The 25,015-nt window shown below is 68.3% G+C and carries 26 protein-coding genes and 1 pseudogene; 17 read left to right on the top strand and 10 right to left on the bottom strand.

The genetic code is table 11. The features are described 5' to 3' along the window. Nucleotides 1–374 precede the first annotated feature (374 nt). On the bottom strand, nucleotides 375–1,280 hold the full coding sequence (locus ACKTSN_RS16000; protein ID WP_409469761.1) for an IS3 family transposase: 906 nt from the start codon (nucleotides 1,278–1,280) through the stop codon (nucleotides 375–377). Next, nucleotides 1,277–1,594: a transposase gene (locus tag ACKTSN_RS15995; protein WP_409469760.1), complete on the bottom strand. Its 318-nt coding sequence runs from the start codon at nucleotides 1,592–1,594 to the stop codon at nucleotides 1,277–1,279. The genes ACKTSN_RS16000 and ACKTSN_RS15995 overlap by 4 nt, the downstream gene beginning before the upstream one ends. A gap of 41 nt (nucleotides 1,595–1,635) precedes the next feature. On the opposite strand from ACKTSN_RS15995, the gene ACKTSN_RS15990 reads away from it, so the two are divergent. The 4 genes and pseudogenes from ACKTSN_RS15990 to ACKTSN_RS15975 form a co-directional block, all read left to right on the top strand. Next, nucleotides 1,636–2,829, top strand: a complete 1,194-nt coding sequence (locus tag ACKTSN_RS15990; RefSeq protein WP_409469759.1) for a hypothetical protein — start codon at nucleotides 1,636–1,638, stop codon at nucleotides 2,827–2,829. Nucleotides 2,830–2,904: 75 nt separating this feature from the next. Further along, nucleotides 2,905–3,342 carry a hypothetical protein gene (locus ACKTSN_RS15985; protein ID WP_409469758.1) on the top strand — a complete coding sequence of 146 codons (438 nt, stop codon included), beginning with the start codon at nucleotides 2,905–2,907 and terminating at the stop codon, nucleotides 3,340–3,342. Nucleotides 3,343–3,641: 299 nt separating this feature from the next. After that, entirely contained in the window at nucleotides 3,642–3,965 is a 324-nt protein-coding gene (locus tag ACKTSN_RS15980) for a hypothetical protein (RefSeq protein ID WP_409469757.1), read from the top strand. Nucleotides 3,966–3,996: 31 nt separating this feature from the next. Then, a pseudogene (locus ACKTSN_RS15975) lies at nucleotides 3,997–4,434 on the top strand (tyrosine-type recombinase/integrase); the annotation flags it as partial. A 7-nt stretch (nucleotides 4,435–4,441) separates the two neighbouring features. Here ACKTSN_RS15975 and sodN read toward each other — a convergent pair. Then, nucleotides 4,442–4,837: a superoxide dismutase, Ni gene (gene sodN, locus ACKTSN_RS15970; RefSeq protein ID WP_196459426.1), complete on the bottom strand. Its 396-nt coding sequence runs from the start codon at nucleotides 4,835–4,837 to the stop codon at nucleotides 4,442–4,444. Between the two features lie 145 nt (nucleotides 4,838–4,982). Here sodN and sodX point away from each other — a divergent pair, with 145 nt between their 5' ends. Next, the gene (gene sodX, locus ACKTSN_RS15965) at nucleotides 4,983–5,417 is read left to right on the top strand and encodes a nickel-type superoxide dismutase maturation protease (protein ID WP_129802204.1); all 435 of its coding nucleotides are present in this window, start codon (nucleotides 4,983–4,985) and stop codon (nucleotides 5,415–5,417) included. On the opposite strand, the gene ACKTSN_RS15960 is transcribed toward sodX, so the two are convergent. Further along, the gene (locus ACKTSN_RS15960) at nucleotides 5,321–5,950 is read right to left on the bottom strand and encodes a CGNR zinc finger domain-containing protein (protein ID WP_224734627.1); all 630 of its coding nucleotides are present in this window, start codon (nucleotides 5,948–5,950) and stop codon (nucleotides 5,321–5,323) included. The two genes, sodX and ACKTSN_RS15960, sit on opposite strands and share 97 nt — an antisense overlap. Before the next feature lie 296 nt (nucleotides 5,951–6,246). Between ACKTSN_RS15960 and ACKTSN_RS15955 the strand changes: the two genes are divergently transcribed. The 6 genes from ACKTSN_RS15955 to ACKTSN_RS15930 all read left to right on the top strand — a co-directional run bounded on the left by ACKTSN_RS15955 (nucleotide 6,247) and on the right by ACKTSN_RS15930 (nucleotide 12,992). After that, nucleotides 6,247–7,818, top strand: coding sequence for an IS200/IS605 family accessory protein TnpB-related protein (locus ACKTSN_RS15955; protein WP_409469756.1), 1,572 nt, complete (start codon nucleotides 6,247–6,249; stop codon nucleotides 7,816–7,818). Between the two features lie 10 nt (nucleotides 7,819–7,828). Continuing rightward, complete coding sequence (locus ACKTSN_RS15950) at nucleotides 7,829–8,599, top strand: methyltransferase domain-containing protein (RefSeq protein ID WP_409469755.1); 771 nt, start codon at nucleotides 7,829–7,831, stop codon at nucleotides 8,597–8,599. 286 nt (nucleotides 8,600–8,885) lie between these two features. Then, complete coding sequence (locus tag ACKTSN_RS15945) at nucleotides 8,886–9,284, top strand: hypothetical protein (protein WP_409469754.1); 399 nt, start codon at nucleotides 8,886–8,888, stop codon at nucleotides 9,282–9,284. Between the two features lie 54 nt (nucleotides 9,285–9,338). Continuing rightward, nucleotides 9,339–10,289 (top strand): IS630 family transposase, encoded by a 951-nt coding sequence (locus ACKTSN_RS15940; RefSeq protein WP_409469753.1) that lies wholly within the window; start codon nucleotides 9,339–9,341, stop codon nucleotides 10,287–10,289. A gap of 661 nt (nucleotides 10,290–10,950) precedes the next feature. After that, complete coding sequence (gene ltrA / locus ACKTSN_RS15935) at nucleotides 10,951–12,663, top strand: group II intron reverse transcriptase/maturase (protein ID WP_409467920.1); 1,713 nt, start codon at nucleotides 10,951–10,953, stop codon at nucleotides 12,661–12,663. 38 nt (nucleotides 12,664–12,701) lie between these two features. Beyond that, complete coding sequence (locus ACKTSN_RS15930) at nucleotides 12,702–12,992, top strand: hypothetical protein (protein WP_409467919.1); 291 nt, start codon at nucleotides 12,702–12,704, stop codon at nucleotides 12,990–12,992. An 86-nt stretch (nucleotides 12,993–13,078) separates the two neighbouring features. On the opposite strand, the gene ACKTSN_RS15925 is transcribed toward ACKTSN_RS15930, so the two are convergent. From ACKTSN_RS15925 to ACKTSN_RS15915, 3 genes are read right to left on the bottom strand one after another with little or no spacing between them, the layout of a single operon-like run. Next, complete coding sequence (locus tag ACKTSN_RS15925; protein WP_409469752.1) at nucleotides 13,079–13,885, bottom strand: amino acid ABC transporter ATP-binding protein; 807 nt, start codon at nucleotides 13,883–13,885, stop codon at nucleotides 13,079–13,081. Continuing rightward, nucleotides 13,882–14,820, bottom strand: coding sequence for an amino acid ABC transporter permease (locus ACKTSN_RS15920; protein ID WP_409469751.1), 939 nt, complete (start codon nucleotides 14,818–14,820; stop codon nucleotides 13,882–13,884). Before ACKTSN_RS15920 ends, ACKTSN_RS15925 begins: the two co-directional genes overlap by 4 nt. A 41-nt stretch (nucleotides 14,821–14,861) precedes the next feature. Next, complete coding sequence (locus ACKTSN_RS15915) at nucleotides 14,862–15,827, bottom strand: ABC transporter substrate-binding protein (RefSeq protein ID WP_409469750.1); 966 nt, start codon at nucleotides 15,825–15,827, stop codon at nucleotides 14,862–14,864. A gap of 552 nt (nucleotides 15,828–16,379) precedes the next feature. Between ACKTSN_RS15915 and ACKTSN_RS15910 the strand changes: the two genes are divergently transcribed. The 5 genes from ACKTSN_RS15910 to ACKTSN_RS15890 all read left to right on the top strand — a co-directional run bounded on the left by ACKTSN_RS15910 (nucleotide 16,380) and on the right by ACKTSN_RS15890 (nucleotide 21,484). Beyond that, on the top strand, nucleotides 16,380–17,603 hold the full coding sequence (locus ACKTSN_RS15910; RefSeq protein ID WP_409469749.1) for an NAD(P)-dependent malic enzyme: 1,224 nt from the start codon (nucleotides 16,380–16,382) through the stop codon (nucleotides 17,601–17,603). Between the two features lie 247 nt (nucleotides 17,604–17,850). After that, on the top strand, nucleotides 17,851–19,503 hold the full coding sequence (locus ACKTSN_RS15905) for an IS200/IS605 family accessory protein TnpB-related protein (protein ID WP_409469748.1): 1,653 nt from the start codon (nucleotides 17,851–17,853) through the stop codon (nucleotides 19,501–19,503). A gap of 143 nt (nucleotides 19,504–19,646) precedes the next feature. Further along, the gene (locus tag ACKTSN_RS15900; protein WP_409469747.1) at nucleotides 19,647–20,612 is read left to right on the top strand and encodes a zinc-binding dehydrogenase; all 966 of its coding nucleotides are present in this window, start codon (nucleotides 19,647–19,649) and stop codon (nucleotides 20,610–20,612) included. A gap of 99 nt (nucleotides 20,613–20,711) precedes the next feature. Continuing rightward, complete coding sequence (locus ACKTSN_RS15895; RefSeq protein ID WP_129802197.1) at nucleotides 20,712–20,921, top strand: helix-turn-helix domain-containing protein; 210 nt, start codon at nucleotides 20,712–20,714, stop codon at nucleotides 20,919–20,921. Next, nucleotides 20,921–21,484: a Clp protease N-terminal domain-containing protein gene (locus ACKTSN_RS15890; RefSeq protein WP_409474838.1), complete on the top strand. Its 564-nt coding sequence runs from the start codon at nucleotides 20,921–20,923 to the stop codon at nucleotides 21,482–21,484. Before ACKTSN_RS15895 ends, ACKTSN_RS15890 begins: the two co-directional genes overlap by 1 nt. A 210-nt stretch (nucleotides 21,485–21,694) precedes the next feature. Here ACKTSN_RS15890 and ACKTSN_RS15885 read toward each other — a convergent pair whose 3' ends face one another. Both ACKTSN_RS15885 and ACKTSN_RS15880 read right to left on the bottom strand, forming a co-directional pair. Continuing rightward, a complete protein-coding gene (locus ACKTSN_RS15885; protein WP_409469746.1) occupies nucleotides 21,695–22,747 on the bottom strand; it encodes a PadR family transcriptional regulator in 1,053 nt (350 codons plus the stop codon). Nucleotide 22,748: 1 nt separating this feature from the next. Further along, nucleotides 22,749–23,690 carry a DUF4097 family beta strand repeat-containing protein gene (locus ACKTSN_RS15880; protein WP_409469745.1) on the bottom strand — a complete coding sequence of 314 codons (942 nt, stop codon included), beginning with the start codon at nucleotides 23,688–23,690 and terminating at the stop codon, nucleotides 22,749–22,751. Between the two features lie 171 nt (nucleotides 23,691–23,861). On the opposite strand from ACKTSN_RS15880, the gene ACKTSN_RS15875 reads away from it, so the two are divergent. Then, nucleotides 23,862–24,707 carry a hypothetical protein gene (locus ACKTSN_RS15875; protein ID WP_409469744.1) on the top strand — a complete coding sequence of 282 codons (846 nt, stop codon included), beginning with the start codon at nucleotides 23,862–23,864 and terminating at the stop codon, nucleotides 24,705–24,707. A 69-nt stretch (nucleotides 24,708–24,776) separates the two neighbouring features. Here the strand turns inward: ACKTSN_RS15875 and ACKTSN_RS15870 are convergent, their stop codons facing one another. Beyond that, nucleotides 24,777–24,956, bottom strand: coding sequence for a DUF6104 family protein (locus ACKTSN_RS15870; protein ID WP_023586593.1), 180 nt, complete (start codon nucleotides 24,954–24,956; stop codon nucleotides 24,777–24,779). Nucleotides 24,957–25,015: the final 59 nt, after the last annotated feature.

The raw sequence follows: 25,015 nt of genomic DNA, 5'->3' as shown, positions 1-25,015 counted from the left end.
GGCAGGCGCCCGGCGCACACAATGAATGCCCTCAACCAGCTTTAAAGAAAGGGCAGTTGGGGGATGGTCGGTTGGCTGGCCTTGAGTCAGTGATCAACGACAGTTCTCAGCCGCACCCGGGACGCCCTCCAGGTCGCTTCCTGCGTTCCGGTTCACGGGAAGCACACAGGCTGCCATGCCTGTGTGCATCTTTCGCGTGACCGTCGCGTTTTGGCCAGTCATTCACATTTTCTTGCTACTTGTGATGATTGAGTGTCTATAGTTGCTGCGCGCTGTCCGACAGGTCCAGACCAGACCATAGCGGGATGCGCACGACCATGCACGGGGGGAATGGCACACACTGAAGTTTCCCCGTGATCTTGGACACGGTTCTGTCACGCGGCGAGGGCGTGCTCTGGTTTCGTTCCGTGGTGGCGCTGGCGGGTCTCGTGGGGCGTGAGGTAGCCCCAGTCGGGATGTCTGCGCAGGCGCCTGCGGTTGTAGTAGGTCTCGATGAATGTGAAGATGTCGGCTCGCGCGCTCGCCCGGTCATTCCAGATGCGGGTGCCGATCTCCTCCTTGAGGACGGCGAAGAAACTCTCGGCAGCGGCGTTATCGAAGCAGATCCCGGTCCGCCCCATGCTCTGCCGTAGCCCCAACTCGCCCAGCCTGTCCCGGAATTGGGCCGAGGTGTACTCCGATCCGCGGTCGGTGTGGATGATGCAGCCGTCCTCCAGGAGGCCCAGGCCGGCAGCCATGTCCAGGGCGTCGACGACCAGGCCGGCGCGGTGATGATCTGCCATGGAGTAGCCAATCACCTCACGGGTCGCCAGATCGAGCCAGGTCGCCAGGTACAGCCAGCCCTCGGCGGTAGGGACATAGGTGATGTCGCCGACCACCCGCAGGCCCGGGGCGGTAGCGGTGAAGTCGCGCCCGATCAGGTCCGGAGCGGGAGCGGCCTTGCGGTCGGCGCGGGTGAGGCTGCGACGCCCGGTGCGGCGGCTGTGACCGGCGATGCGGTGTTCGCGCATGAGCCGCTCGACGCGCTTGCGGTTCACCAGGCGCCCCCGGCGGCGTAGTTCGGCGTGCACCCGGGGAACGCCGTACGTCTTCTTCGACGCGACGTGGATGACGGTGATCTCGTGGACCAGGGCGAGGTCCTCGCGCTCGCGTACCTCGCGGGCCTGCTCTCCGGCTTCCCAGGCGTAGTACGAGGAGCGGGCCACGCCGAGGACGGCGCACAGCAGGACGACGGTGAAGTGGGCCTTCTCCACGCGGATGAACCGGTATATCTCGCTCACCGGTCGCTCTCCTTCGCGAAGAAGGCCGTCGCTTTTTTCAGAATCTCGATCGTCTTGGCCTGGTCGGCGGCGAGCTTGCGCAGTCGCTTGAGTTCCTCCCGCTCGGCCGCATCCAGCCCGCTCCCGGCGGCCACCAACGTCCCCGCTCCGGTCTGCCCGGTGCCGTTCGTCTTCTTCACCCAGCCCCGCAGACTCTCCGAGCTGATGCCCAGTTCCCGGGCGACCTCGGTCACCGTCCGGCCCGAAGACGCCACGAGCGCGACCGCGTCCCGCTTGAACTCCTCCGAGTACCGCTTCGTGTACTTACTTCCCACCTGGCACTGCTTCCTCTGGGCTCACACGTCCCAGTCTCCAGGTGTCCGCGATCAAGGGGAAGCTTCATCTGCCGGATACCGGAGCCCACACCCGGCAGGCGGCGTATGTGATCGGCGGCGCCGACACCACCAGCAAGGTGAGGACTGTCGAGCAGCGCGCCAACCGGTGGGTCAGCCTTGGCGCGTTCCGCTTCACCGGAACACCGACGGTCACCCTCACCAACGCCACCGCTGACGGCACCGCCGATGAGGACATCGCGTGGGACGCGGTCGCCTTCCAGCCCCTTCCCGGCAAGCCGAACCACATGGTGGTCGGGATGGGCGATTCCTACTCCTCCGGTGAAGGAGCCTCCGACTCGGGCGGCGACGACTACTACCCGGAGTCCGACTACTACAACAAGGTGTCAGGTGACAAGTGGAAGAACACCTGCCACCGCTCCCGGCACGCCTGGTCCCGCCGGGCCGTGCTCCCCGGTGAACAGCTCTCGGTTGGGGAACTAGCGGATGGGTGGAGTGCACGCATGGACTTCCAGTTCGCTGCCTGCTCCGGCGCCCGCCACTACAACATTCTCAACAAGCCCCAGTCAGGGGAGCTACCACAGATCCAGCAGGGCTACCTGGACCAGCACACCACCCTCGTCGCCCTGTCTATCGGCGGCAACGACATGGCCTTCGCCGACATCATCACCGAGTGCATCAAGAAGGTCCTTGGCCTCTGCCAGAACTCGTCGATCAAGGAACGCGACCCCGACACCGGTGAGGAAACCGGCGGTACGACGCCCGCGCTGAAGGACTGGGCCCCCAGATGGGCGCACGACACCGTCCGGCCCCGCCTGGCCAGGACCCTCAACGCCCTCCACACCAAGGCACCCAACGCGAAGATCGTCCTCATGGGTTATCCCAGACTCCTGGAGGGCGGCGGTCAGTGCGTGCCCGGCATCGGCACCGAGGAAGGCCCGTGGCTGAACGACATGGGTGACCTCGTCGCCCAGGAGATGAAGGGAGCCGTCGACGACGCCAACGCCCAGTACCGTGCCAACGCGGTCTTCGCCGACCCGCGAGCCGCGTTCGCCGGTAAGGCAATCTGCGGCGACCCGGAAACCATCCACGGCATCGTCGTAACGGGCTACGCCGAAGCGGACAACACCAAGCCTTTGCCGTCGATGAAGTCGTTCCACCCGAAGACCTCCGGAACGGCCCATTACGCGAAGGCGTTCGAGGACGCACTCCGGTAGATCCGGTAACACGTCGGGTGGGTCGGGCAGAATCGTTCTGACCGACCCACCCCAGCCGAAGCAGGAGCCGCCATCGTGGACCTGTACCCGATACGCGCCGCCAAAACGGCCGCTGTAGCGGCTGTGGCAGCGCTGGCTGGATGGAAGGCATTCGAAGCGCTCTACGCGTGGGCAGATCATGCAGCCGACGAGCAGACCTCGTCCGGGGCTGCGAACGATGCCTGGGCCGGCTTCTACCACTACATAGCAGCCGGCTTGGCAGGCATCGTGTTGATGCCGCTAGCGGTGTGGGCAGGTCTGCGTCTCGTCAGGATGCGGGGCAACCACCTTGCCGTGATCGTTTCCGGCTGCGTGTGGTTCGCCGTAGTCGCCCCCCACCTGGTCGACCGTTCCCCTACTGCCTGGGAGGCGGTCTTGTGGGTCTCGGTCCAGACTTTTGCCACGGCCGTCGCGTCCGTTATGCAAGCTGTTGCGTTTCCCGAAAGCACGCAGCGGAAAAGCCCGGTGCCATGATGCGTCCCGTGCGGCGTGTTCTCGCCGAGCCGCTTCGCATCGCAGCAGTAGCGGCTGCCGCCGTTTGGTCTGCGTGGGTGTCGACCAGCCGGAGGAAAGCGCGACGGCTTGCCGCAAGCCGGGAAGCCGACAAGGCCCGCCAAGAGGCCGAGGCCCACTTGCGTGCCATCGCGAGGGCGTATGGCGAGACGACTCCGCTCACCCTGCGTCTCCTCGCCATCGAAGATCACTACCTGCCAGGAACCCCCACGTGGGAATGGCTGAGTCCGTCGAAGTCTGCGTTCAAGGTGTCGTGCTGGATGCGCGTGACCGCCTACTACAGCTCGCCACTGCCGCCCGCGGAGACTATCGGCCGTATCCTTGACGCGGGCGAGCAGCCTCTGTCTCCCATCCCTTTCACCCGCGCCAACACGCCTCTTCCGTCGGCCGACGAGATAGCCCACGCCGGGCACATCCTCACATGGGACCACCCCGGACAGCCCGTCACTGAGCCGGAACGCCTCACCGGCGTATACCGGTACGTACGCGAACCCGCATCATCATCCGTAGGAGAGATCCGCTGGCAGCACGGCATCGTGTTCGCACTGGCCCTGCCGCCGGACTACTACTACCGGATGTCTTGACGGGCGGTCAGAAGCCGGGGATGACCTTCCCCTCGTCACCGACGCGCTCCTCACGCACCTCGCCGCACGCTCCTCCAAGGAGTGGCTGTTCACGATGGAGGAGGGTGAGCCCCTCAACTACCGCCGCTGGAAGACGGAGTGGAACTGCGCCCGCAGGACGCTTCAAGCGGCGGAGAACGAGGCGGCCGACCGCGAAGGCCGCAAGCCCGTCGAGCTGCCCCACCTGGGGACCCACGGCCTGCGCCACTTCTTCGCCTCCGCTCTCATCGCCGGCGGGGCGAGCGTCAAGCAGGTCCAGCTCGTCCTCGGCCACGCGTCCGCTGCCATCACGCTGCGGATCTGCGCCCACCTGTGGCCGGGAGAAGAAGACCGCACCCGGACCGTCAAGGACGCCGTGTTCGGCGGCCTGCGGACCGGGTGCGGACAGGTAGACCAGGCGATCGAAGAAACCGCAGGTCAAGCGGCATGATCGAAGATCAGGCCTTCTTGGTCTCCCAGAAGATCTTGTCGATCTGGGCGATGTAGTCCAGGGCCTTCTGGCCGGTGGCCGGGTCGGTGGACGCCTTGGCGGCCGAGAGGGCCTTCAGGGTGTCGTTGACCAGCTGGTGCAGCTCGGGGTACTTCTCGAAGTGCGGGGGCTTGAAGTAGTCGCTCCACAGCACGGAGACGTGGTGCTTGGCCAGTTCGGCGCGCTGCTCCTTGATGGTGGTGGCGCGGGCCTGGAAGTGCGGGTCGTCGTTGCCGGCCATCTTCTCCTGGACGGCCTTCACCGACTCCGCCTCGATGCGGGCCTGGGCCGGGTCGTACACACCGCAGGGCAGGTCGCAGTGTGCGCTGACCTTGACCTTGGGGGCAAACAGGCGGGAAAGCATGGAGCATTCCTTCCTCGTGATCGTCTTCTCAGGTGGGACATTACTCCCTGAGGGACGGGATTTCGCGAGTGCCCCCATGGGCTTAGGACAAAAGTCCGGGGTGAGACTGAGACTGGTGGAGCATCGAGCAGGGGAGGTGCCGGGGATGCCGGAACTGTCGGAGGAGAGCGAGCGCAGGGGGGCGCTGCTGCCCTTCGGGGCGGCCGAGGTGACCGGTCCCTCCATGGTGCCGACGCTGTTCCACGGGGACCGGCTCGTGGTGCGCTACGGCGCTCGGATCCGGCCTGGTGACGTCGTCGTCCTGCGTCATCCGTTCCAGCAGGACCTGCTGGTGGTCAAGCGGGCCGCGGAGCGCCGTGAGGGCGGCTGGTGGGTGCTCGGGGACAACGCCTACGCCGGTGGCGACAGTACGGACTACGGCACCGTGCCGGAGGAGCTGGTGCTGGGGCGGGTGCGGTTCCGGTACCGGCCGCGGCGGGCCGATCAGCGTTCGCTGCTCGCGGTGCTGCGCTGGGCGCTGTCGGCGGCCCGGCCCGTCTTCTCCGATCGGTCGGCCTCCAGGCGTTTGCGGGCGCGGTAGGCGGCCACGTTGGCGCGGGTGGCGCAGCGGTCGGAGCAGTAGCGCCGGGAGCGGTTGGTGGAGGTGTCGAGATAGGCGTTGCGGCACGGGGCCGCCTCGCACAGACCCAGGCGGTCCACGCCGTACTCCGTGAGGTGGAAGGCCAGGCCCATCGCCGCGATGGCCGCGTAGCCCGCGGTCGCGTTCGACGGGTGGTCCGCGAGGTGCATGTGCCACAGCGGGCGGCCGTCGTCGTCGCGGAAGTCGTGCCCGGAGATCTGCGGGCTCACCGGGAACTCGAGGAGCAGGGAGTTCAGCAGGTCCACCGCGAGCGTCTCGTCGCCGCTGTCGGCCGCCTCGAAGACCGCACGCAGCCGGGCCCGGACCGAGCGGAACCGCGTCACGTCCGCGTCGGTGGCGCGGCGGGCCGCCGACTGGTTGACGCCGAACAGGTCGCGGACGGCCTCGACCGAGGTCAGCGAGTCCTTGCCCCGGGCCGGTTCCTCGCTGTTGACGAGACGTACGGCGTAGTCGGAGTAATAGGCCAGTTCCACTTGTAGTCCTTACGGATGGGCTCTATGGTCGTGGTGCGGTCGCGTAACAGACGATCGTGCTTCCAGGGTATTACGCGTCGTGTCGCGCGACGAGCGTGACGGAGCGGTTCCCGCTGCTGCCGTTTAACCGGGTGTAAGCGCGTATCGGCGAGTGTGGGTGAGTGCCGGTGCTGTGGGTGAAGGTGGGTGGCGGGCTTCGGGGGCGGGTGAAAGGGAGTTTGCCTGTCGAATGCGTGACCTTTGCGGGTGGGGCTCGTTGGGCGGGATGGGATCTTCGGTGGGGTGGGGGTGTCGGGGTGGGCGGGCTGCGGGTCTCGGATATCGACGCGGCGGTGTTGGCCAAGGTCGGTGTGTTCCTCGGCGAGCTGGCCGCGGGTGATCTCGCGGTGCGCTCCCGGCAGGGCCTGGACCACGGCACGGACGCGTGGGCGGCCCGCAAGCGGGAGCTGTCCGGATCCTCGTCGGCCCGCTGGGCGGGCAGCATCACCAAGGCCACGCATGACCAGTGGGCGCTGGCCCGGCGCGGCCAGGTGGCTCACATGGCCTGGCTGCGCGGGCAGATCGCGTCCATCCAGGCCCGGCTGGCCCGCCCGGTGGGCGCCAAGGCGGACAAACGCGACGGGCTCCCGCGCGGGTACGGCTCGCGGGCGGAGTGGCACGCCAAGTCCCGCCGCCTGCACGCCCTGACCGACCGGCTGGCCGGGGTGGAGGCGGACTGGGCGGCGGGCCGGGTGCACGTGGTGCGCGGCGGCAGGAAGCTGGCGCATCTGCGCCACCATCTGGATCAGGCCGGGCTGGACGAGCGGGCGTGGCGACAGCGGTGGCAGGCGGCGCGGATGTTCCTGACCGCCGACGGGGAGTCGGGCAAGCCCTGCGGCAACGAGACCATCCGCATCACCGCCACCGGGCAGGTCACGGTCAAACTCCCGGCCGCACTGGCGCACCTGGCCAACGCCCCGCACGGCCGCTACGTGCTGGACGCCACCGCGGCGTTCCGGCACCGGGGCGAGGAGTGGCGGGACCGGATCACGAACAACCGGGCGGTGGCCTACCGCATCCACCACGATGTGGTGCGCGGCCGCTGGTACGTGACCGCCTGCTGGCAGCGGGCTGCTGTTCCGGTGCTGCCACTGGAGGCGGCCCTGGCGCAGGGGGTGGTGGCGGTGGACATGAACGACGACCACCTCGCCGCCTGGCGCCTGGACATCCACGGCAACCCGGTCGGCGAGCCCCGGCGCTTGTGCTACGACCTGTCGGGCAGCACCAAGCACCGGGACGCCCAGATCCGGCACGCCCTGACCCGCCTGCTGCACTACACCCGCCGGTGCGGGGCGGCGGCGATCGCGATCGAGGACCTCGACTTCACCGACGGCACCAGCCGGGAGAAACACGGCCGCAACAAGCGCTTCCGCCGCTTGATCTCCCGCTTCCCCACCGCGAAGCTGAAGGCCCGGCTGATGGCGATGGCCGCCGAACAGGACATCGCGCTCGTCGCGGTCGACCCGGCCTACACCTCGAAGTGGGGCGCCCAGCACTGGCAGCAGCCCCTGACCACCCCCACCCGTAAGACCACGCGCCACGACGCGGCAGCCGTGGCAATCGGACGGCGCGCCCTCGGGCATCCGATCCGGCGACGGACGACACCGCCCCGTACCCACCAGAGCGATGGGTACGGGCATCGGACCGCCCAGGCCGGACCCGACACCCGCAGGCGTGAGGGACCCCGCCCCCGCATTCCCGGACCACGCACCAGATGCGTGCCGCCCGGAGGCGGAGCGAAAGCGGGCGACCAGCGTGCCCAGCACCGTTCGGGGCACGCGGCTGAGCATGCGTCCTGGCACCAGGACCCACTCCCGCTCAGTTGTTAGGACGGTGCCAATGACGGACATGGAGACCACTGCCACTGGTACTGACTGGCAGGCCTGGCAGCGCAGCTGGGACCGGCAACAGGAGTGGTACATGCCCGACCGGGAAGAACGCTTCCGGGTCATGCTGGACATGGTCGAGGCCTTCACCGGCGACGAGCCGCGCGTCCTCGACCTCGCCTGCGGCACGGGCAGCATCACCGCTCGCCTGTTCGACCGGTTCCCCAAGGCCACCAGCACCGGCATCGACCTCGACCCCGCGCTGCTCGCCATCGCCCGCGGCACCTTCGACGGCGACGACCGTGTCACCTTCGTCGAGGCGGACCTCAAGGACCCCGACTGGCCCGCCCGGCTGCCGTACGAGACGTACGACGCCGTCCTGACGGCCACGGCCCTGCACTGGTTCCGTGCCGAGCCCCTGGAGAGGCTCTACGGGCAACTCGCCGGGCTCGTCCGGCACGGCGGTGTCTTCATGAACGCCGACCACATGATCGACGACACCACGCCCCGTATCAACGCGGCCGAGCGCACCCTGCGGCGCGCCCGCATGGACCAGGCGCAGAAGGCCGGCGCCCTCGACTGGGCCGAGTGGTGGCAGCTCGCCGCCAAGGATCCGGTCCTCGCCGCGCCCACCGCCCGCCGCTTCGAGATCTACGGCGACCACGCCGACGGCGAGATGCCGTCCGCCGCCTGGCACGCACGCGTACTGCGCGACAAGGGCTTCGCGGAGGCGCGTCCGGTGTGGTGCTCGCCGTCGGACACGCTGTTGCTGGCGCTGAAGTAGGTCCGGTAATGCAGGTGTGCTGGCGGGAAAATCCATGAAGCTGCCCACGTCTTTATCGGTCATCAGCTGCATGTCCCCCGGAGCGTAAAAGCTCCAATAGTGCTGGTTTCGGGGTCCGAATAGACCTCTTTGCGCTAGCTCGCGGTTTTGGCCCTTCTTGGCGGATGGGGAAACCTCAGATTTAGCTCAAGATCCTTGAGGGTGTGTAGAACTCCTGAAAGTGTCTGAACGTCTCCTTCGAGGGAGGAGACGTTCCGTAAGGGCCCATGGTCCAGAAGGGGGAATCATGAAGTTCCGCGTGGCATCTTCAATCGTAATGGCTGGCGTGGCCTGTGCAGCAGCGCTGGTGACCGCCTCTCCGGCTCAGGCTGCAACGAGGACATGCCAGGGTGACCAGTGGAAGTACGACGCCTGCTTCGATGGGAGTAACGACGCCTTCTACATCTCGGATTACGTGGCCGATGGTCGCAGAGCTGTCATCAAGTGGAACGCGTACGACGGATCGGGTCGTTCGGGTGAATGTCACGACGCGAATGGCGCCATGAATGGGGCCGTCAAGTGTGACTATGACTTCAGGGAGGGCAACGGAAATTACGTTGCCTTCCAGGGGATGACCCGTGATGGGGCCAATGGCAGGGACGAGGATATCTCCTTCATGGTCATTGGTTACATCACCCCGCGCTAGTGTCTTGTGATCCTGTTCATGGAACCTGAGGCGTCTGTGATCGTTGAGTCTGGTATGGATCTCTCCTCTGAACAGATGGCTGAGCTGCGGGAGTTGGCGGGGTCGCGGGATGTGCCGGCTGTCGTGGCGCTTCGCGCACGGATCGTGTTGTGGTCGGCCGAAGGGCGGCGGCGAAAGGACATCGCCGAGCTCGCCGGTGTGGCACCGCTGACGGTGGACCGGTGCAAGTCCCGCTATGCCGAGCGTGGTGTTGCCGGGCTGGAGGACAAACGCCGGGGCGGGCCGCGAACTCAGGTGCCGCCTCGGGTGCGGGCCCGGGTGATCGCCTTGACGAGGATGTCCCCGCCGGTGGATTCCGGGCTCTCGCACTGGTCGACGCGAACGCTGGCCGACCACTTGAAGCGGCGCGAAGGCATCTCGGTGTCCTGGCACTACGTTGCCCGCATCTGGCGTGAGGAGAATCTGAAACCGCACCGCTCGGGCACCTTCAAGATCTCGAAGGACCCGGCGTTCGCGGAGAAGGTCGCCGACATCGTCGGGCTGTACCTGGCCCCGCCCGGTGGCGCCGTGGTGCTGTCGGTCGACGAGAAGACGCAGGTGCAGGCGCTGGACCGGACCCAGCCGGTGCTGCCGGTGGCCTTCGCGGCCACCGAGAAGCGCACCCATGACTACGTCCGGCACGGCACCACGAACCTGTTCGCCGCGCTGAACGTCGCGACCGGAGAAGTGCTGGGCGAGTGCAAGCCGAGCCGGAACGGCGCGAACTTCCTGGCGTTTTTGAAGAAGGCCGTCAAGCCGCACGCGGGGAAGGAGATCCATGTCGTCCTGGACAACCTCTCCACGCACACCACCCCGGGCGTGAAGGCGTGGCTGGCGAAGAACCCGCACGTCCACTTCCATTTCACTCCCGTCGGGTCCTCGTGGCTGAACCAGATCGTGCGACACGAAAGCCGCTTGAGAAGAGCGGACTCACCGAAGGAGGATCGACTGATGTCGAAGGTGTAGCTCCCGAGCCAGTGCACAGGGCTCGTTCCCGCCTCAGCGTGCGTCGTGAGTAATCGCGGGGTGCGAAGCCTGGGGAAATGCCCAAGGATCCTCGTTCCATCCGGGGGTTACAGGCTGGGAAATGCCGGACGGGTGAATGCGAATGAACCCTTGATGATGCCTCGTCATGAGCACTCTCGCCGATGGGTCGTTTCAGCGAGAGATAGGGACTGGCCGCTGGAAATCGGCAGGCGCCGACTGGGGAAATCTGGCCAGTCGGGAGTGCACCGCCGTCCCCGGGGTGCAGAGGGCCCCCTCACCGGCAGCATCTCTCTCATGCGGAACGTGACAACCCCGATGGAGTCCAGGCAATGCAATTCTGACCTGGTAAGCCAACCGCAAGGAAGGCCCAACTCTCCAGCGGGCGCAGGAAGACCCAGCAAGCGAATGCCGGTCGCCGAAAGGCAACAGGAAACCGGGAACCATGCGCTGACACCTCCGTCGGTGGTCCCCGCATAACTGGCCGGATAGGGGCCGATGTCCCGGCCTGAAAGGGCGCTGACGTGGGTCTGGTGAGCCCGTGAAGAAACGATGACCAAAGACACCTGAACCGAAGGGCAAGTTGGACGCCGTGACGACACACGTGGCTGGGGCGGCGCAAGCCGCTGCGACCGCAGCCGGCATGGCGAACGGACCGGAGGACGAGATCACCGACTGGCCGTCGATCGACTGGCGGACCGTCGAGGACGACGTACGGCGTCTGCGGCAACGCATCTTCACGGCATCGCAGGCAGGAGACCTGGCCAAGGTCAGGAATCTGCAGAAGTTGATGCTCCGCTCCCGCGCCAACACACTCGCGAGTGTGCGGCGGGTCACGGAAGTCAACGCTGGCCGCAAGACGGCGGGCATCGACGGGAAAGTCGTCCTGCTGCCCCAGGGAAAGGCCGAGTTGGCCGACTGGGTCCAGCATGGCGCGGCCCCGTGGAAGCCCAAGCCCGTCAAGCGGGTGTATATAGCCAAGGCGAATGGGAAGCAGCGCCCACTTGGAATTCCTGTGATCGCCGACAGATGCCTTCAAGCTCTGACGCTGAATGCACTGGAGCCCGAGTGGGAGGCACGGCTGGAACCGAAGGTCTACGGTTTCCGTCCAGGCCGTGGCTGTCATGACGCGATCGTTGCCATCCACACGACGGCGAGCGGCAAGAACGCCAAACGCTTGTGGGTGCTCGACGCGGACTTGAAAGCGGCATTCGACCGAATCGACCACGATCACCTGCTCGCGTCATTGGGCTCCTTTCCCGGGAGGGGAATGATCGCCGGATGGCTGAAGGCGGGTGTGGTCGAGAAAGGTTGGTTCACCCCCACGGTGGAGGGAACTCCCCAGGGCGGGGTGATCAGTCCCGCGTTGTTGAACATCGCCTTGCACGGCATGGGAAAGGCTGCTGGAGTCCGCTACCAGAATCTCGGCAGTGATGCCACGATTCTGGCGCGCGATTCTCCGGTTCTGGTCGTCTACGCCGACGACCTTCTCGCCCTGTGTCATTCTCGGGAACAGGCCGAGCAGGTCAAGGCGCGGCTGACTGTGTGGCTCGCGCCCCGGGGCCTGGCCTTCAACGAGGACAAGACGCGCATTGTCCACCTCGATGAGGGCTGCGACTTCCTGGGGTTCAACATCCGACGCTACCGCAGCAAGCTGCTGACCAAACCGAGCAACGCGGCCTTGCGGCGGATCCGGGAACGGCTTGCCGCCGAGGTGCTGGCCCTGCGAGGGGCCAACGCCGACGCGGTGATCGCCAAGCTCAACCCGATCATCAAGGGCTGGGCTGCCTACTACCGGATCGGGGTGTCCAAGCGGGCGTTCAACTCGCTGGACGCCTACGTGTGGAGACTGGTCTACAAGTGGGCCAAGTTCTCCCACCCGAACAAGCCGATGCGCTGGGTGACTGCCCGGTACTTCGCCATGTTCAACCCGTTCAGGCAGGACACATGGGTATTCGGGGACCGCACCAGCGGTTTCTACCTCTACAAGTTCGCCTGGACGCCGATCGTCCGGCACCGGATGGTGCCAGGGAGGGCGTCAACCGACGATCCCGCCCTGGCCGACTTCTGGGCCAAGCGGTGCCGCCGCGGCAAACTCCCGCTGGGCAAGGGCACCTTGCATCTGTTGCAGATGCAAGACGGCCGATGTCCGCTCTGCGGAGGGCTGCTGCTGCACGCCGACCACGAGCCGCAAACTCCCGACCAGTGGGAGCAGTGGCTCAAGGTCACCCGCATCGCGATCCGCAAACACGCGGTCACCGCCGAAGCGGGCAACGGCAAGCCGGACAAACCCGCCGCCTCACGCCTGATACACACCCACTGCCGGCGTCGGCTGGCCACTGGCCCCGGCCGGTGACCAGCACTTCTGTTCGCCCGCGAGCCCAAGGGGCTTGCTTGAGCCGGTTGCCTGGAAAGCGGGCACGGCCGGTTCTGAGGGGGGACCGCTGCAGCAATGCAGCGGTCCTACCCGACGAGATCTGGTTCGGGATCATCACCCGGCAGTCCATCCGCCGTGGCACGTTCTCCAGCGTCAACGTCCTGGTCAAACAGATCCGCGACTACATCAACTCCTGGAACGAGAACGCGAAACCCTTCACCTGGACCGCCACCGCCGACGAGATCCTCGCCAAGGTCCGCCTCGTCCAGACCAGCGTGAAGAAACTCGTCAACAACAACTCGAAGTAACACAATCAGGATCACGAGACACTAGTCTGCGGGCAGGATGAAGAGCTTTGAGGGTGCGAGACTGGTCGTCTCGCACCCTCAAAGATTTACAGCACCTTCGACAGGAACGCCCGGGTGCGCACGTGCTGCGGATTCGTCAGCACCTCGCGTGGGTTGCCGGATTCGACCACCACGCCGCCGTCCATGAAGACCAGGCTGTCGCCCACCTCGCGGGCGAAGCCCATCTCGTGGGTGACGACGACCATCGTCATGCCGGACTCTGCGAGGTCGCGCATGACGTCGAGGACGTCACCGACCAGCTCCGGGTCCAGGGCCGAGGTCGGCTCGTCGAACAGCATCAGCTTCGGGTCCATGGCGAGGGCCCGGGCGATGGCGACGCGCTGCTGCTGGCCGCCGGAGAGCTGCGAGGGGTAGTTCCCGGCCTTGTCGGCCAGGCCCACCCGGTCCAGGAGCTGTGCCGCCCGCTCCCTGGCCTGGGTCTTGCTGGTGCCCTTGACCTGGATCGGGGCCTCCATGACGTTCTCCAGCGCCGTCATGTGCGGGAACAGGTTGAAGCGCTGGAAGACCATGCCGATGTCCCGGCGCTTCAGCGCGACCTCGCTGTCCTTGAGCTCGTACAGCTTGTCGCCCTTCTGGCGGTAGCCGACGAGTTCCCCATCGACGTACAGGCGACCGGCGTTGATCTTCTCCAGGTGGTTGATGCACCTGAGGAACGTCGACTTGCCGGAGCCGGAGGGGCCGATGAGGCAGAACACCTCGCCGGTCTTCACCTCCAGGTCGATGCCCTTGAGGACCTCGACGTGGCCGAAGGACTTGTGGACGCCCTCGGCCTTGACCATCGCGACGGCGGACTGCTTCTCGGGGGTGTTCGTCTTGCTCGGCTTCTCGGTCATGCCGTGGCTCCCTTCCGGCTCGACAGGGAGAGCACGTTCTTCTTGATCTTCTGCCATGGCGTGGGCGGCAGCTGGCGGCTGGAGCCTCGGGCGTAGTACCGCTCGATGTAGTACTGGCCGACGCTGAGAATCGACGTCATGACCAGGTACCAGGCGGCAGCGAGGAAGTACATCTCGACCGGTGCGCCGGAGGTCTGCCCGATGTCCTGGGCGTAGCGGAACAGTTCGTAGAACTGCACTGCCGAGACCAGCGAGGTGGTCTTCAGCATGTTGATGACCTCGTTGCCCGTCGGCGGCACGATCACGCGCATTGCCTGCGGGATGACGATCCGGCGCAGCGTCTTGGAGTGGCTCATGCCCAGCGCGTGCGCCGCCTCGGTCTGGCCCTCGTCGACCGCGAGCAGACCGGCACGGCAGATCTCGGCCATGTACGCGGCCTCGTTGAGGCCGAGGCCCAGCAGCGCCGTCAGGAACGGCGTCATGAAGTCCGACCACTCGTCCTTGTAGAACGGCCCGAGGTTGATGTACTCGAAGACCAGTCCCAGGTTGAACCAGACGAACAGCTGGACAAGGACCGGGGTGCCGCGGAAGAACCAGATGTAGAACCACGCGATGGATGAGGTCACCGGGTTCGGCGACAGGCGCATCACCGCCAGTGTGATGCCGCCCACGATGCCGATGACCATGGACAGAACCGTTAGCAGCAGCGTCTGCCCGACGCCCTTGATGATGCGGTCGTCGAAGAAGTAGTCAGGGATCGCGTCCCAGTTGATCTTGCCCTGGGAGAACGCGTACACGACCGCGCCGAGCAGCGCGATCGCGACGACGGCGGAGACGTACCGCCCGTAGTGCCGGACCGGGATGGCCTTGATGGCCTCCGGCCCGGCCGGGGGCGTGTCGGCCGGGCCCGCCGTCTTGTTGATGTCAGCAGTCACGGGTGTTGCCTTTCAGTGGTCGCTGGTCGCCGACCGAGCGATCACTTGCCGCCGTTGATGGTGGCCTTGTCGACGGCGCCGTCCTCGACGCCCCACTTCTCTATGATCTTGTCGTACTCGCCGTTCGCGATGATCGCGTCCAGGGCCGCCTGCAGGGCGTCCCGCAGCTGGGTGTTGTTCTTGGCGACCGCGATGCCGTACGGGGCGGCCTCGACCTGCTCGCCGACGAGCTGGAAGTCCTTGCCGCCGCCGGAGGTCTGCACCGCGTACGCGGCGACCGGGAAGTCGGAGGAGCCGGCGTCGGCGCCGCCCGCGCGCAGGCGGGTCTGGGCCTGCTGGTCGTTGTCGAAGGCCTCGATGGAGAGCTTCTTGCCCTTCGGGCACTTCTTCGCCTCGGCCTTGGCGAGGTCCTCGGAGACCGTGCCGCGCTGCACCACGATCTTCTTGCCGCACAGGTCGGACCAGGTCTTGATGCCCTGGTCGTCGCCCTTCTTGGTGTAGATCGAGACACCGGCGGTGAAGTAGTCCACGAAGTCGACGCCCTCACCGACCTTCTTGCCGGTGTCGGAGTCGATGCCCTCCTGGCGGTCCTTGGTGTCGGTCATCGCGGACATGGCGATGTCGTAGCGCTTGGAGCGCAGACCGGTGATGAGGGTGTCGAACGTGCCGTTCTCGAACTGGAACGTCACGCCGAGCTGCTTGCCCATGGCGGCGGCGATGTCCGGGTCGATACCGACCGTCTTGCCGGAGCTGTCCTTGAACTCGACCGGCGCGTACGCGATGTCCGAACCGACCTTGATGACGCCCTTGTCGCGGATCTCCTTGGGCAGCTTGTCGGCCAGCGGGGCGGCCGCGGTCGTCGCGGTGTCCGTGCTGTCCGAGCCGCCGCCGTTCTCCGTCTGGTCACCGCAGCCGGTGAGCAGCAGGGCGCCTGCGACCGCGATCGCACCGACCGCGGCTAGCCGGGAACGCGCGGCGGTCGTACGACGGGTGGAGCTGGCGGTCATTGTGGGTTCCTCCGGCGGATGGGTGGAGTTGCCGATGGGTCGACGAGAACACACAGCTTCGGGTGTCGCGACCTCGTGGGATTACCGCATCTTGCCATTCGGACTGGACCATTCAGGTGACCCGCGATGTCAAAATCGGATAACGAGTGACCCTCGAACCGGACCACTCCGGGACATCCCGACCGGATCTTCTACGGGAATCCCTGGTTCCGGCAGGAAGATCTTCGGTGTGTCTCAAGATGTGGCCGTTCGATAGTCGGTGCCGTGTGTTCGTTGAGTGGTTGTCGGCGGTTTGTCGAGGCCTTGTCCCCATATTCAGGCATGAGTCATGTCACTGGCATGTGACCTTCGCGCTATCGACTCGTCGACGACACCCTCCGTCAGGTAAGAAGGTTCTTTACACCCCTCATCCGGGGCTCAGGACGCGTGTGCGGCGCGCCCGTCGCGTATGTGCCCGTACGCATCACTCACCAGGGCCGTACGCGGTGCCCGCCCACCCCTCACCAGGAGTGGTCAACCCTCAAACCATGAAGACTTAAGGGGTAAAACAAAGTGGCAGCGGAGACCGTCAATCCTCGCAGCGACAGTAGTACGGAGCAGGAGGGCGGGGCAGAGCCCCTCGATTCCTTCGATCCGGCGTTCGCGCTGCACCGCGGCGGCAAGATGGCTGTGCAGGCCACCGTGCCGGTCCGAGACAAGGACGACCTGTCCCTGGCGTACACGCCCGGCGTCGCGAAGGTGTGCACCGCGATCGCCGAGCAGCCGGACCTCGTCCACGACTACACGTGGAAGTCGTCCGTCGTCGCCGTCGTGACCGACGGCACGGCCGTGCTGGGGCTCGGTGACATCGGGCCCGAGGCCTCCCTCCCGGTGATGGAGGGCAAGGCGATTCTGTTCAAGCAGTTCGGCGGCGTGGACGCCGTGCCGATCGCGTTGGCGTGCACCGACGTGGACGAGATCGTCGAGACCGTGGTCCGGCTCGCCCCGTCCTTCGGCGGTGTGAACCTCGAGGACATCTCGGCACCGCGGTGCTTCGAGATCGAGCGCAGGCTCCAGGAGCGGCTGGACATCCCGGTCTTCCACGACGACCAGCACGGTACGGCGGTCGTGACGCTGGCCGCGCTGCGGAACGCGGCGCGGCTGAGCGGGAAGGAGCTCGGGGAGCTCAGGGCCGTCATCTCGGGCGCCGGTGCGGCGGGGGTCGCCATCGCGAAGATGCTGATCGAGGCCGGCATCGGCGATGTCGCGGTCGCGGACCGCAAGGGTGTCGTGTCGGCCGATCGGGACGACCTGACGCCGGTCAAGCGGGAGCTGGCCGGTTTCACGAACAAGGCGGGGCTCTCCGGGTCGCTGGAGGCGGCCCTGGCGGGCGCGGACGTCTTCATCGGGGTCTCCGGCGGTACGGTGCCGGAGGAGGCGGTCGCCTCCATGGCCGAGGGCGCGTTCGTGTTCGCGATGGCCAACCCGAATCCCGAGGTGCACCCCGATGTGGCGCACAAGTACGCGGCGGTCGTGGCGACCGGGCGGTCGGACTTCCCCAACCAGATCAACAACGTGCTGGCGTTCCCGGGGATCTTCGCGGGCGCGCTGCAGGTGCGGGCGTCGCGGATCACCGAGGGGATGAAGATCGCGGCGGCCGAGGCGTTGGCGGGGGTGGTGGGGGACGACCTCGCTGCGGACTACGTCATTCCGTCGCCGTTCGATGAGCGGGTCGCTCCCGCGGTGACTGCGGCGGTTGCGGCGGCGGCGCGGGCGGAGGGTGTGGCTCGGCGCTGAGGGTTTTTATGGCCCCGTCCGGTTGGGCGGGGCCATTTTTCTTTTCCCACCCCGCCCACCCGTTCGGATCGTTGAGGGGTTGTGAACTGCTGTCGTGTAGCTGCGCACGAGTGTGTTCTGGCGTGGATGAGTGAGTGCCTGGGCCTTCGCAGAGGTCGGCCGATGGTGTGGGGAACGAAGGTTTGCCGGTCGAATGGGTGACCTTTTCGGAGGGCGGTCGTTGGGTGGGGTGGCAGGCGCTTCGAGCATGCAGGGGAGGGTGACCGGGATGGGCGGGGGTGGGCTGCGGGAGGTGGCGGCGCCGTTCGTGGTGCCCGGCCCGTCGGGGGTGGCGGTCCGTGACCGGCTCAAGCAGCTGACCGAACGGGACGTGGAGGTACTGCGCCTGGTCGGCGGCCATCTCGGCTCGCTCGCCGCCCGCGACCTGAGGGCGCGCTGCGCGGCCGGGCCGGACCACGACAGCCAGGCGTGGGCGGCGCGCAAACGGGACCTGACCGCCGCGTCGTCCTCACGCTGGGCCGGAAGCATCACCAAGGCCACCCATGACCAGTGGGGGCTGGCCCGGCGTGCGCAGCTGGCGCATGTGCAGTCCCTGGAGGCGAGGGTGGCGACGGTCGCGCACCGGCTGTCCCTGCCGGTCGGGGAGAAGGGCACCCGGCACGCGCCGGGCGGCTACCGCAGCAAGCGGGAGTGGCATGCCAAGTCCCGCCGCCTGCACGTCCTCCAAGACCGGCTGACGGCGGCGCGAGCGGACTGGCAGGCCGGTGTGGTGCACGTCGTGCGCGGCGGGAAAGCCCTGCTGAACACCCGCCACCACCTCGATGCGGCCGGGCTGACCGAGCGGCAGTGGCGGGCACGGTGGGAGGCATCACGCCGGTTCCTGCAGGCCGACGGCGAGTCGGGCAAGCGGTACGGCAACGAGACCATCCGCGTCACCCCCGACGGCGAGGTCTCTCTGAAGCTGCCCGCCCCGCTGGCCCATCTGGCGAACGCCCCGCACGGCCGGTACGTGCTCACCGCCCGGGTGACGTTCGCGCACCGGGGCGAGCAGTGGGCCGACCGCATCACCGCCCACCGCGCGGTCGCCTACCGCATCCACGAAGACACCCTGCGCGGCCGCTGGTACCTGACCGCCTCCTGGGCCCTCCCCCCAGCCACCGTCGTGCCCCTGGCGGCCGCCCGCGCACACGGCATGCTCGGCGTCGACATGAACGCCGACCACCTCGCCGCCTGGCGCCTCGACACCCACGGCAACCCGGTCGGCCAGCCGCTCCGGTTCGGCTACACCCTGACCGGCACCGCCGCCCACCGCGACGCCCAGGTCCGCCACGCCCTGATCCGGCTGCTGCACTTCGCCCGCCGCCACCAGCTCGCGATCGCCATCGAGGACCTCGACTTCACCGCCGAGACCACCCGCGAGAAACACGGGCGGCGCAAGCAATTCCGTCGGCTGATCTCCGGCATGCCCACCTCCCGGCTGCGGGCCCGGCTCGTGTCGATGGCCGCCGAACTCGGCATCCCCATCGTCGCCGTTGACCCGGCCTACACCTCGAAGTGGGGCGCCCAGCACTGGCAGCAGCCCCTCACCAGCACCACCAGGAAACCCACCCGGCACGATGCCGCGAGCATCGCGATCGGACGGCGCGCCCTGGGACACCCGATCCGGCGACGGACGGCACCGCCCCGCACCCACCAGAGCGATGGGTGCGGGCATCGGACCGCCCAGGCCGGACCGGGCGCCCCCGGGCGTGAGGGACCCCGCCCCCGCATTCCCGGACCACGGACACGATCCGTGCCCCCGGACGCGGAGCGAACGCGGGCGACCAGGACACCCAGAACCGTTCGGGATGTCCGCAGTGACCAGGAATGGGTCCAACACTCACTCCTGCTCACTGAATAGGATCGGTGGACGTCGCTTGTGGGGGGGGGCTGGGCGCCGTCGGCGGGTGCGGGTGGGGCGCCGTGGGTGGTTTCTGGCAAGTGGGTGTGTGTCACAGGGGCGTACGGTTCCGTTGGGGGGAGTGGGAACCTATCGTCGGGCTCATGTTCGCTGTCTACGCCGCCCGAATCGATCGTGACCAGCCGCTCGCAGGCCTGGAGTTGGGGGAGCGCCCGGCCCCCGAGGCCCGGCCCGGCTGGAGTGTCGTCGATGTCAGGGCCGCTTCCCTCAACCACCACGACCTCTGGTCCCTGCGCGGCGTGGGCCTCCCGGAGGACCGGCTGCCGATGATCCTCGGCTGCGACGCCGCCGGTGTCGACGAGGACGGCAACGAGGTCGTCCTGCACTCCGTCATCGGTCAGACCGGCCATGGCGTCGGCCCGAAGGAACCCCGGTCCATCCTGACCGAGCGCTACCAGGGCACGTTCGCCGAGCGGGTCGCCGTACCGACGTGGAACGTTCTGCCCAAGCCCAAGGAGCTGTCCTTCGAGGAGGCCGCCTGTCTGCCCACGGCCTGGCTGACGGCGTATCGGATGCTGTTCACCAACGCCGGGGTACGGCCCGGTGACTCGGTGCTGGTGCAGGGCGCCGGTGGTGGTGTCGCCACGGCCGCGATCGTGCTCGGCAAGGCCGCGGGGCTGCGGGTCTTCGCGACCAGCCGGGACGAGGCCAAGCGCAAGCGTGCCCTGGAGCTGGGGGCCGTGGAGGCGGTGGAGCCGGGGGCGCGGCTGCCGCAGCGGGTGGACGCCGTGATCGAGACGGTGGGGGCGGCCACCTGGTCGCACTCGGTGAAGTCCCTGCGTCCCGGCGGCACGCTGGTCATTTCCGGCGCCACGAGCGGTGACCGGCCCTCCCATGCCGAACTGACCCGGATCTTCTTCCTGGAGCTGAAGGTCGTCGGCTCGACGATGGGCACCAAGGAGGAACTGGAGGACCTGCTGTCCTTCTGTGCCGTCACCGGGGTGCGGCCTGTCATCGACGAGGTGCTGCCGATGGACCGGGCTCGCGAGGGCTTCGAACGGATGGAGTCGGGCGAACAGTTCGGGAAGATCGTGCTCACCAACAGCTGACGGTGTGCGGGTTCTGCAACGGCCGGTCCGGTCTCGGGCCGGCCGTTTGTGTTGTCAACTGGGGTTGACAAGCGCGGGATGTCAACGTAAGTTGACGTCATGACCGAAGCTACGGAACTCGCCGAGCGTGCCGGTGACCGTGATCCGCGGGTCGGACTGCGGGCCGTCGCCGCGCTGCGCAGGCTGCTGGAGCAGTTGGAGGCCGTTCAGGTGCGCAGTGCGCGCAATCAGGGCTGGTCGTGGCAGGAGATCGCCGCGGAACTCGGTGTGAGCAGGCAGGCCGTACACAAGAAGTACGGGAGGCGATGATGTTCGAACGGTTTACGGAGGACGCCCGTTCGGTGGTCGAGGGGGCCGTCGAGCAGTGCGAGAGGTCGGGGGCGCAGACTGTCGATGCTGAGCACCTGCTGCTCGCGCTGATGGACCGAGGGGCCGGCAAGGGTGCGTTCGCGCTGGCCGCTCTGGGGCTTGCCGAGCGTGCGGAGTCGGTGGCGGGGGCACTGGAGGAGGCCCGACGCCGCGTGGGACTGTCGCAGGCCGAGGCCGACGCGCTGGCCGGGCTGGGGATCGACGTCGCGGAGATCGTTTCGCGGGTGGAGGAGGCGCATGGCGTGGGGGCCATGGCCGGGGACCAGAAGGACAGAGGGTGGTGGGGCGGGCACCGTTCCTTCAGCCAAGGCGCCAAGGACGTGCTCGAGAAGTCCCTGCGTATCGCCGTCGCCCGCCGGGACCGGCGCATCGGCGACGAGCACATCCTGCTCGCCCTCACCGCCCGCCCGGGCGTCGCAGCGGAGGTCCTCGCCGACCACGGGGTCACCTACGAGTCGGTGACCCGCGTGCTCTACGGCGGGGGAGAGGCCAAGACGGGCTGAACGGGGCGGGCGGTTGCGGCGTCCCGGTGGCGCTTCACGGGCCGGCGCTTGCGGGGTGCCGCTGCGCCCACCCTCCCCCACTCTCGGCTTCGCTCGAGCGGGGAGACCCCCATCGCCCCAGCGGCACGGCTGCCCGCAGCTGCGGCGGCTCGCCTGGGCGGCGAGCGGGTCACCCGGGGCGGGGGCCGAGTAGGTCACCTCTGGTGATGCCTACCGCTTCGGTGTCCTCAGTAGCGCCCCGATGTGTGCCGCTGCCGTCGACAGGTGGCGGCGGGCCTCGCGGAGTTGGTCCGCGGTGACGCCGTGGTCGCGGGCCGTGTCGCGGATGTCGTCCCGGAAGCGGTCGAGGAGACGGTCCAGGTCGCGGGCCGGGTCGCCGGTGGAGGTTGTGTCGTGGGCCCAGGCCGGCTCGTAGTCGGCCGGGAAGTCCTCCGGCGTCGTCGAGTGCTCCGGCCCCGCGGTCGACTTGGCGGCGTTGCCTCGGCCGAAGCCGAGGTCCTTGCCGAACTCCATGCCGAAGTCCTTGCCGAACTCGCCGAACTCCTTGGCCAGTTCCGTCAGGCCCTCGCGCACCCCCGTCGGCCAGTCGCCCCGGGCGAAGTGGTCCTGCACCTGCTCCTGGACCCGCTGGGCGATGCGCTGCACCTCCTCCTGCGCCTGCGCCCGGGCCCGGTCCTGCGCCTCCTTGGCCTGGCGGCGGGCCCGCTGGGCCTCCTCGCGCGCCCTGCGGCTCTCGTCCTTGGCGCGCCGGGCCTGCTCCTTCCACTCCTGCTTGACCCGGCGCATCTCCTCCTTGGCGAGGCGCCAGGCTTCCTTCTCGCCGTAGTCACCGTAGTCGCCGAAGTCCCCGGCGGCGCCACGGCCCTGGGCGCCCTTGCGGGCCTCGGTCGCCGCCGCCCGCATCTCGCGCCGCAGGTCGCCCGCCGCGCCGCGTACATCGGCCTGGATCTCGGCGGCCAGCTCCGCCACCGACTCGCGGATCTCCAGCTCCAGATCGGCCAGTTCGCCGCTGCGGTCGGCCAGTTCGGCACGGCCCGCGTCCGTGATGGCGTACACCTTGCGGCCGCCCTCGGTGGTGTGCGTGACCAGGCCCTCGGCCTCCAGCTTGGCCAGGCGCGGGTACACCGTACCCGCCGACGGTGCGTACAGCCCCTGGAAGCGTTCTTCGAGGAGGCGGATCACTTCGTAGCCGTGGCGCGGGGCCTCGTCGAGCAGCTTCAGCAGGTAGAGGCGGAGGCGGCCATGAGCGAAGACGGGGGGCATGTCAGAGCACCTTCTTGTCGGTCGAACCGTCGGCCGGGGCGCTGGACGGGGTCGTGCCCTCGCTCCGGCCGGACGCCGAATTGTCCCCCGAGTCGTCCTGTGGACCGTCCGCCGGCCCGTCCCACGGCCCGTCCTCCACCGGCGGGCGGCGCAGCAGGGCGATGGAGCCGGAGACGGTCGTGGCCTTCAGCCGGCCGCTGCCCGTGCCGAGGCGGCCGGTGATGCGCTTGGCGCCCCACTGGCCGGTGACCCGGAGGTCCTCGAAGGCGTTGGAAACCGCTCCGCTCGCGGTGTTGGCCTCCACCTCCGCGTCCGCCGGATGCGGCAGCCGGATGGCGATCTCGCCGGAGACGCTGGTCAGGCTGACGTCGGTGGGGCTGCCCGCGGGGTCGAGGTCGACGATCATCGATCCGCTCACCGAGTCCGCCTTGACGGAGGAGCCGGCGCCCTCGACGACGGTGAGGTCACCGGAGACGGAGTTGAAGCGCAGGTCGCCGGAGAGGGCCTGGGCCTCCACGTTCCCGGAGACGGTGTCCGCGCGGACCGGGCCCGCGAGCCCCACGAGTGTCGTGTCCCCGGAGACGCCCTTCACCTCCGCACGCCCCTCGACGCCGGAGACCACGGCGGCGGCGCTGACCACGCCCACCTCGACGCGTGTGCTCGCCGGGACCGCCAGTGAGACGACGGCGCTGCGGCGCCAGCCCTTGCGGTCGAGCCACTTCAGGAAGCCCTTCCACGGCAGGTCCTCGTACGCCACGGTGAGCGTGCCTCCCTGCTGGGTGACCACCAGGGGCGGTCCCTCGATCTCACTGACCTCCAGGCGGGCGGAACCTTCGTCCGTCCCCACCACGTTCACCGTTCCGTCGACGATGCGTACGTGAAGTTCGCGCACGGGGTCGTCGAAGGTGAGCTTGCTCGGCTCGGCGACGGACCACTCGGACATGGTGCTGACCTCCTCGACCTGCCGGGCCGCACGCGGGACCGGATGGACGGACCTCGACACGCCATATCGCGTCTTCCGTAAAACACGATATATCGTGGGCGTGGGAAGTCAAGACACTCGTTCTGGTGATCGCCCGTCTCCGAACCGGGACAAATGTCCTAGCGTGTGAGCATGTCGACGGAAGAGTTCTGGGCCGATGCCCGGGCCGATCCCGTGGCCCCCGGTGCCCTGCTGCTCTGCCGGGCGCACGCCCAGGCCGTGGCCCCCGCCGCCCGTCTGCTGCGGACCCGGATGGTGCTCACCCGGGCCGGCGAGAACTGGAGCGTCCTCGTTCCCGAGGGCGGGCCCTGGCTGGACGGCACCGAGCCTGTCGACCGGGTGCTCACCGGCTGGGCCACCGCTCTCGCCGTCGGCGCCCCCTGGCCCGTACTCGCCCTGTGGTGGGACGCGGACCGCGCCGGTTACACACTCGCGTCCGGCTTCCGACGCCCGGTCGGCTACGTCTGGCTCTCGGGCGGCACCCCGGTCGGCGAGGACGAGGCCATGCACACCTTCGCCGCGTGCCTCGGCCTGGACCCGGCCCTCGACGTGCAGTCCCTGGACCGCCTGACGAAACCCGACCCCTCGGCCGACGCCCCGGCCCGCCTGCGCGGTCTGCTCGCCGTGCTCACGCGCGCGGGAGTCTGTCTGCCGGCAGGCCTCAGCCCCGGCGAATCCGCCGACCGCCTCCGCGAGGCCGCCCGCGCCCAGCCGGACGCCCGCACGGTCGAGGGGGCGGGCCGGCACGCGGCGTCCCGCACGGAACTCGACGTCGGGGGCGGCCGCCTCGGCCCGTACCTTCCCTGGTCCGGCGACCCCAGGGCCCGCGCGCTCGCCTTCGCCCAGGTCGCCGCGGGCCTCCCCCTCACCGCCTGGGGCCTACGCCGCCACAGCGGCGGCTGGACCACGGCGGGGGCGCTCCTCCTGGCCCACGGCACACTGGGCCTGGCGTACGATCTGGGCCGACCTCGCGACTGACGGCCGAGCGGGCCGACAAAGCCGAAGCGGGGCGCCGCCCGGGCACCCCGCACTCACCTCGGACGGAACCTACTCCTCGTCCTCGTCGTCCAGCCGTGCCAGCCACGTCGCCAGCCGCTCCACCGGTACCTCGAAGTCGGGGTTCAGGTCGACGAAGGTCCGCAGTTGCTCGGCGAGCCACTCGAACGTGACCTCTTCCTCGCCGCGCCGCTTCTCCAGTTCTTCGATGCCTCGGTCGGTGAAGTACATGTGCTCAGAATATGCGCCACTCGGCCGGTCGGGGGACTCGCACCGGAACCGTCCGTACG

The sequence above is a fragment of the Streptomyces flavusporus genome (genome assembly GCF_046267975.1).
In the GTDB taxonomy this organism is placed as follows: Bacteria; Actinomycetota; Actinomycetes; order Streptomycetales; family Streptomycetaceae; genus Streptomyces; species Streptomyces flavusporus.
The sequence above is the reverse complement of the archived record's forward strand: the minus strand, read 5'-3'. Positions and strand labels throughout refer to the sequence as shown.

Coding starts and splice junctions, on each gene's coding strand:
- ACKTSN_RS15915 (WP_409469750.1), bottom strand. CDS start 15,827: ATGACCGCCAGCTCCACCCGTCGTACGACCGCCGCGCGTTCCCGGCTA.
- ACKTSN_RS15875 (WP_409469744.1), top strand. CDS start 23,862: ATGTCGACGGAAGAGTTCTGGGCCGATGCCCGGGCCGATCCCGTGGCC.
- ACKTSN_RS15890 (WP_409474838.1), top strand. CDS start 20,921: ATGTTCGAACGGTTTACGGAGGACGCCCGTTCGGTGGTCGAGGGGGCC.
- ACKTSN_RS15900 (WP_409469747.1), top strand. CDS start 19,647: ATGTTCGCTGTCTACGCCGCCCGAATCGATCGTGACCAGCCGCTCGCA.
- ACKTSN_RS15905 (WP_409469748.1), top strand. CDS start 17,851: ATGCAGGGGAGGGTGACCGGGATGGGCGGGGGTGGGCTGCGGGAGGTG.
- ACKTSN_RS15980 (WP_409469757.1), top strand. CDS start 3,642: ATGCGCGTGACCGCCTACTACAGCTCGCCACTGCCGCCCGCGGAGACT.
- ACKTSN_RS15950 (WP_409469755.1), top strand. CDS start 7,829: ATGACGGACATGGAGACCACTGCCACTGGTACTGACTGGCAGGCCTGG.
- ACKTSN_RS15885 (WP_409469746.1), bottom strand. CDS start 22,747: ATGCCCCCCGTCTTCGCTCATGGCCGCCTCCGCCTCTACCTGCTGAAG.
- ltrA (WP_409467920.1), top strand. CDS start 10,951: ATGGCGAACGGACCGGAGGACGAGATCACCGACTGGCCGTCGATCGAC.
- ACKTSN_RS15870 (WP_023586593.1), bottom strand. CDS start 24,956: ATGTACTTCACCGACCGAGGCATCGAAGAACTGGAGAAGCGGCGCGGC.
- ACKTSN_RS15925 (WP_409469752.1), bottom strand. CDS start 13,885: ATGACCGAGAAGCCGAGCAAGACGAACACCCCCGAGAAGCAGTCCGCC.
- ACKTSN_RS15945 (WP_409469754.1), top strand. CDS start 8,886: ATGAAGTTCCGCGTGGCATCTTCAATCGTAATGGCTGGCGTGGCCTGT.
- ACKTSN_RS15940 (WP_409469753.1), top strand. CDS start 9,339: ATGGATCTCTCCTCTGAACAGATGGCTGAGCTGCGGGAGTTGGCGGGG.
- ACKTSN_RS15880 (WP_409469745.1), bottom strand. CDS start 23,690: ATGTCCGAGTGGTCCGTCGCCGAGCCGAGCAAGCTCACCTTCGACGAC.
- ACKTSN_RS15895 (WP_129802197.1), top strand. CDS start 20,712: ATGACCGAAGCTACGGAACTCGCCGAGCGTGCCGGTGACCGTGATCCG.
- sodX (WP_129802204.1), top strand. CDS start 4,983: ATGCCGGAACTGTCGGAGGAGAGCGAGCGCAGGGGGGCGCTGCTGCCC.
- sodN (WP_196459426.1), bottom strand. CDS start 4,837: ATGCTTTCCCGCCTGTTTGCCCCCAAGGTCAAGGTCAGCGCACACTGC.